Origin of the sequence: Telluria antibiotica, from assembly GCF_011682055.1 — a bacterium.
In the GTDB taxonomy this organism is placed as follows: Bacteria; Pseudomonadota; Gammaproteobacteria; order Burkholderiales; family Burkholderiaceae_D; genus Telluria; species Telluria antibiotica.
The window spans coordinates 260,984-266,988 of record NZ_JAAQOM010000010.1; the positions used below are offsets into that span (position 1 = coordinate 260,984).

Annotated in this window: 6 protein-coding genes; 1 reads left to right on the top strand and 5 read right to left on the bottom strand. The window is 64.1% G+C overall.

Annotated elements, in window-relative coordinates:
* Positions 1 to 77: 77 nt before the first annotated feature.
* The 4 genes from HAV22_RS17935 to HAV22_RS17950 all read right to left on the bottom strand — a co-directional run bounded on the left by HAV22_RS17935 (position 78) and on the right by HAV22_RS17950 (position 4,898).
* A complete protein-coding gene (locus HAV22_RS17935; RefSeq protein WP_166860885.1) occupies positions 78 to 1,313 on the bottom strand; it encodes a polyhydroxyalkanoate depolymerase in 1,236 nt (411 codons plus the stop codon).
* Positions 1,314 to 1,547: 234 nt separating this feature from the next.
* Positions 1,548 to 2,639 (bottom strand): NAD(P)/FAD-dependent oxidoreductase, encoded by a 1,092-nt coding sequence (locus tag HAV22_RS17940; RefSeq protein ID WP_166860886.1) that lies wholly within the window; start codon positions 2,637 to 2,639, stop codon positions 1,548 to 1,550.
* Between the two features lie 137 nt (positions 2,640 to 2,776).
* Positions 2,777 to 3,100, bottom strand: coding sequence for a ferredoxin FdxA (gene fdxA / locus HAV22_RS17945; protein ID WP_166860887.1), 324 nt, complete (start codon positions 3,098 to 3,100; stop codon positions 2,777 to 2,779).
* Between the two features lie 217 nt (positions 3,101 to 3,317).
* Positions 3,318 to 4,898, bottom strand: coding sequence for a gluzincin family metallopeptidase (locus HAV22_RS17950; protein ID WP_229421291.1), 1,581 nt, complete (start codon positions 4,896 to 4,898; stop codon positions 3,318 to 3,320).
* A 160-nt stretch (positions 4,899 to 5,058) separates the two neighbouring features.
* Here HAV22_RS17950 and HAV22_RS17955 point away from each other — a divergent pair, with 160 nt between their 5' ends.
* Complete coding sequence (locus HAV22_RS17955) at positions 5,059 to 5,340, top strand: polyhydroxyalkanoic acid system family protein (protein ID WP_166860889.1); 282 nt, start codon at positions 5,059 to 5,061, stop codon at positions 5,338 to 5,340.
* Here HAV22_RS17955 and HAV22_RS17960 read toward each other — a convergent pair whose 3' ends face one another.
* Positions 5,341 to 5,598 carry an acyl-CoA-binding protein gene (locus HAV22_RS17960; protein WP_166860890.1) on the bottom strand — a complete coding sequence of 86 codons (258 nt, stop codon included), beginning with the start codon at positions 5,596 to 5,598 and terminating at the stop codon, positions 5,341 to 5,343.
* Positions 5,599 to 6,005: the final 407 nt, after the last annotated feature.

Below are 6,005 nucleotides of genomic sequence, written 5' to 3' on the forward strand. Positions count from 1 at the left end.
AAAGCCGCGCACACCGCGGCTACACAAAAAAATGCCGCGGCACGGGCCGCGGCATCGTCGGAGATGCGCCGGAAGGATCAGGCGTTCTTGCGGATGAACTGGCCGATCATCGGACAGATGATCTCGCGCCAGCGGCGGCCGGAGAAGATGCCGTAGTGGCCACACTTCGGCGCCGTGAACAGTTGCTGCTTGTCGGCCGGGATGCCCGAGCACAGGTCGTGCGCGGCATGGGTCTGGCCGGCGCCGGAGATGTCGTCCAGTTCACCTTCGATGGTAAACAGCGCCACGTCCTTGATGTCCTGCGGACGTACGAGCTGGCCGCCGACTTCCCACGTGCCTTTCGGCAGGCGGGTTTCCTGGAATACGGTTTTAATCGTTTCCAGATAGTACTCGGCCGGCATGTCGAGGACGGCGTTGTACTCGTCGTAGAACTTGCGGTGCGCTTCCGCCGAATCGTCGTCGCCGCGCACGAGGTGCTGGTAGAACTCGCGGTGGCTCTGGGCGTGGCGGCCCGGGTTCATCGCGATGAAGCCGGCGTGCTGCAGGAAGCCCGGGTACACCTTGCGGCCGAAGCCCGGGTAATTGCCTGGCACGGCGTAGATCACCGTGTTCTCGAACCACGAGTACGGCTTTTCGACGGCCAGGTCGTTGACGGCCGTCGGCGATTTGCGCGGGTCGATCGGGCCGCCCATCATGACCATCGACTTCGGCAGCTTCGGATCCTTGTTCGTCGCCATCAGCGAAATTGCGGCCAGCACGGGCACGGTCGGCTGGCACACGGAGATCACGTGCACGTCCGGGCCGAGGTGGCGGATGAAGTCCTGCACGTAGTAGATATAGTCGTCCAGGTGGAAAGGACCGTCCGACAGCGGCACCATGCGCGCGTCGACCCAGTCGGTGATGAAGACGTCCTGGTCCGGCAGCAGCGCCCGGACGGTGTCGCGCAACAAGGTCGCATGGTGGCCCGACAGTGGAGCCACGACGAGCACCGTCGGCTGCTTGAGGGCGGCGAACTCGCCGTCGCTCATGTCTTTCTTGAAATGCATCAGCTTGCAGAACGGCTTGCTGACGACAGCGCGTTCCATGATGCCGACCGTCTTCCCGTCGATGATGGTCGAAGTCAGGCCGAAAGCAGGTTTCTCATAGTCCTTGCCGAGGCGGTACATCAACTCGTAGCCGGCAGCGATGCGCTGCGAGAACGGGGTGTGCGCGAACGGCGAGACTGGATTCGAAAACAGTTTGGCAGAGGCATCGGCCCACTGCATCAGCGGGTTCAGGAAGGAGCGTTGCATCTCGTGCAGTTGGTAAAGCATAATTATTTTCCTTCATGACTCTGGGCGCAATTGCAAACGTTTGCGCTACATTTTCGGTCAATTATAGGCTCATTCCGCTTGGCTTGGGGCAACAAAGATTTGAGTCGCAATTGTTCATTTACCGTATTGCACAATATGTATCACAGTTGTACGAGCCGGTTCGTTAAGTGCAGTACATAAGAAAAATGCCCCGCATCGGCGGGGCATTTTCGTCGTACTAGCGTTACGGAACGGTCAGTCGAACACAGGCGTTTCAACGCCGAGGATCTTGTGCAGTTTCGGCGACGTGGTCGTGTACTGCATGTGGATCTTCTTGTCCGGGAAGATGTACGGCGCGGCGCCGAAGGCGGCCAGCGCGGCTTCGTGGAAGCCCGACAGGATCAGCTTCTTCTTGCCCGGGTAGGTGTTGATGTCGCCCACGGCGAAGATGCCCGGCACGTTGGTCTCGAACTTTTCAGTGTCCATGACCTTCAGCTGGCGGCGCTCGATGTCCAGGCCCCACTCGGCGATCGGGCCCAGCTTCGGCGACAGGCCGAAGAACACCATCAGCATGTCCAGCGGGACGCGGCGCGTGACGCCGTCGGCGCCGGTGACCTTGACTTCGGACAGCTGGCCGTCCTTCTCGTCGAAGCCGGTGACCTGGCCGGTGATCAGCTGCATTTCATAGTCTTCGCACAGCTGCTTCATCTTGGCGACGGAAGCCGGTGCGGCGCGGAAGTCTTCGCGACGGTGCACGAGCACGACCGACTCGGCCTTGCCGACGAAGTTCAGCGCCCAGTCCAGCGCGGAGTCGCCGCCGCCGCAGATGACGAGGTTCTTGCCTTCGAACAGGCTCGGGTCCTTGACGCGGTAGAACAGCTGGCTGTTTTCGAACTTCTCGATGCCGTCGACCTTGATCGTGCGCGCCTGGAACGAGCCGACGCCGGCCGCGATGAAGATCGTCTTGGTGATGAAGCGGGTGCCGGTCGACGTCTCGACGTTGAAGCGGTGGTCTTCACGGCGCTGGACGGTGGTGACTTCCTGGCCCAGGTGGAAGGTCGGTTCGAACGGCTCGATCTGCTTGAGCAGGTTGTCGGTCAGTTCCTGGCCCGTGCAGACGGGCACGGCCGGGATGTCGTAGATCGGCTTGTCCGGATACAGCTCCACGCACTGGCCGCCGACGGCCGGCAGCGAATCGATCACGTGGGCTTTGATCTCCAGCAGGCCCAGCTCGAACACCTGGAACAGGCCGACCGGGCCCGCGCCGATGATCACGGCATCGGCTTCGATGGCGCCGGCAAAGGAGCTGTTGGGAGCGATGGTGCCCGCTTCGGGGGTCGTAGTCATGCTGTTTTCCTGAAAATTATGTGCTGTAGGTAAGGCGAGGGCGAATAGTGTGCCATGAACGGCGCACGCCTGCAGGGGCCGGCAAAAAACGCCGGCCGTGGCGGCCGGCGCTCCGGAGGCCGGCGCTCACGAACGTATTAGCGGGCCAGCTGGTCCAGCTTGCTCTTGACGTCTTTCCACTCGTCCGCGTCGGGCAGGGCCGGCTTCGTCTTGGTGATCGACGGCCAGTTGCGCGACAGGTCGGCGTTGATCTTGATGAATTGCTGCTGGTCCGACGGCACGTCCTCTTCCGCGTAGATCGCGTTGACCGGGCATTCCGCCACGCACACGGCGCAGTCGATGCACTCGTCCGGGTCAATCGCGAGGAAATTCGGGCCTTCCCGGAAACAATCTACCGGGCATACATCCACGCAATCGGTATAGCGACAACGGATGCACGATTCGGTGACAACGTGGGTCATAACAGTCCTATCAATGAGTGGAAGCGGCGGCGTGTGATTTTCTACAGAGCGTTCGCCGGACGCGGCAAAGCACTGTATTTTAGGGCAATTCTGCTTCTACGACAAATCAGGCTTATACACAATACACATAAGCAAATGTGCCCGGCGCCCCCGTGCCGGCCGCGGAATCCGGCCTCTGCGGGGCCGTCCGGGCAGGCGCCGGCACCAACGCGCGAGGTTACGGCGTGGCCGGCTGGGGACCGTCCGGCAGCGGCAGCGCCGGGGGCGCGGCACGCTTGTCCGGCGCCGGCAGGTGCACAACGGCCGTGGTGCCGACAGCGGCACCGGAGTCGTCCGTCACCGTGACCGTCGCCAGCGCAAGGGGCGCGGCAAGGGGGGCGCCGGGACGGCCGTGCTCCGCGCACCAGCGCGCCAGCGCATCCGCTTCGGCCTGCAGCACCCGTTCGACGTCGTAGTATTCGGCCAGGTTCATGGTGCCGCAGCAGGCGCGCCGATCCTGGCGGGCGCCTGGCGCGTCCGTCACGAGCGGCGCCAGCCGGAGGCCGGCCGGGTGGTCGCTCGCGAAGCCGGCAGGGACGCCGAACACTTCGCGCTGGGCGAAGCGGTCGCGGATGGCGTTGACGACGGCCTGCGGCTTGCCGTCTTCAGCGGCGATGCGCAGCATCTCGTTGGCCACGTCGGCGAAACTCGCGGCCGCATCCGGCGCGGCGATCAGCGCGCGCAGCAGGAGCCCGCGCAGCCAGCCGGCCACGCGGTGCAGCACGCTGGCGCAATCCTCCAGCGCCGGATCGCGCTCGAGGGCAAACACGTCGGCGAGGATGTCGTAGACGGCGCCCGTGAACACCTGCGAGATCGCGTGCACCTCGGTGCCCGCCTGCGACAAGGTAAGGTCGTTGTCGGCGTTGCGCAGACCCGTCGTGCTGCCGAGGGCGAGGCCGAACTGCTCCGCGATGTCGGCCAGGAACGTCTTGTCGTGCAGGCGCGCCTTCGTCTGGGCGATGACGGCCTCGCACTGGTCGAGCTGGGACAGCGCGAGGAAGATCGCCGTCAGGTCGCCGAACGATTCGTGCAGGCCGCCCGTCTGCGGCGGATTGCCGGCATGCAACCATTGCGGCTTGAGGCCATCCAGCACGGCGTGGCCCGTCTCGTGCGACACGATGTCGAACGAGCGGCATGTATAGACGCGCGCCGTCGCGCCGTTCGGCACGAAGTCGCCGAATTTCAGGCAGGCCTGGGTGCGGCTGTAATAAGCGTTCATCACGTTCGGCAGGCCGTACGGCCAGACCTGCAGCGGCGCCGTGTCCGTGGCGCTGTTCCAGTGCCAGGGCAGGGGCATCGGGTTGCCCGCCGTGGACAGCGCACGCTGGTACATCGTCAACGTCTGGCGCACGACGGCGAACGTGTGGACGGCGTCGAACTGCGGCGTGTCCGGCATCGTCACGAAGTCGCCGAACGCATTCGGTTCGACCGGCGGTATGCCGGGCTCGCTCGACGCCAGCACGATGCGGGCGTCGCGCGGCCCCGCCAGCACGACGCCGGGCAGGAAGGCCTTGCGCGTGCCGATCTCGTCCACCGACGGGTCCTGCTTCCACATCAGCACGCGCGCGCCCGACGCGTAGGGCTCGGCCGGCATGCGCGCCTCGGACGGCGACGCGCTGCCGGGGCCGGCCAGCGGCCGCGGGTGGCCTGGCTGGTCAAGCAGTTGCGCGGCCTTGCGGTGCTGGCGGTAACGGGCGCTGGGCGTCGGCACGAAACCGACGGGGGGCTGTGGGTGTTTGGCGGGGGCGGATGAGTCCATGGTCGCTTCCTCCTTGGGTGGTACGAGGAATGGTCGTCCCTGCCCCGATGTGGGCATTGAGACTCATCAATTGATTATTCTCCAGGCAAGCGCTGGCCTTTGCGTCCGCCAACTGGCATCATGGCGGGCTTGTTTGTTTTGAATCAGTAAGGAAAGCCGAATGCCGGACATCAGCATCACCCAGCCGCACAGCCTGAGCCAGACCGACGCGCGCGTCGCCGCCCAGAAGGTCGCCGACAAGCTGGCCCGCGAATATGGATTGCAGTGCAAGTGGGAAGGGGACGTGCTGCGTTTCGCACGCAGCGGCGTGGAGGGGGCGCTCACCCTCGGCGAGCGCCAGGCCGCCTTGCGCATCCAGCTGGGCTTCCTGATGAGCGCTTTCGCATCCACCATCGAGCAGAAGGTGGCGGAAAGCATGCGCAAGACGTTTACGGTTGCCTGATCAGGCGCCCTTCAATTCTTCGATCAGGTCGACGTACTGCTGCATCGCGTCGTCCTGCGAGGTGCCTTTCAGCGCGGCCCACGCGTCGTACTTGGCGCGGCCGACCATGTCGGTGAAGCCGGGACGCTCGCCCGTGACGTCGCCGCTCGAACCCTGCTTGAACAGGGCGTAGATCTTCAGCAGGGTCATGTTGTCCGGGCGCTCGGGCAGGTTCTTCGAATCGAGCTGTGCCTGGGCGAATTGGTCTTGCAAAGTCATGGTGATTCCTTTCGACGGATGCGTGTTCTTGCCGTGTGTGGAAGGCAATACTTCGCGCATCTTAGCGCATCGTGCGTGGAATCGCCCTTGATTTGGCGGGACTTTAGAGGAATTGTTCGGTCGGCACGGTGGGCTCGGGGAGCCCACCCTACGGATTGCTTCGCGTAGGGTGGGCACCCCGTGCCCACCACATCACCGGCGACATTGATACGTCGAGCAGTCGCGTAGGGTGGGCACCCGTGCCCACCACATCACCGGCGACATTGATACGTCGAGCAGTCGCGTAACGTGAAAGAACGTATCCAAAAGACGTGCGGATGCCTGGCCGGGGTAGGCCATCAAAAATTGTGCAGCTCGCGACTCAGGCAGGTTGGTCGATCAGACCGAATTTCTTGAGAGCCTTGATC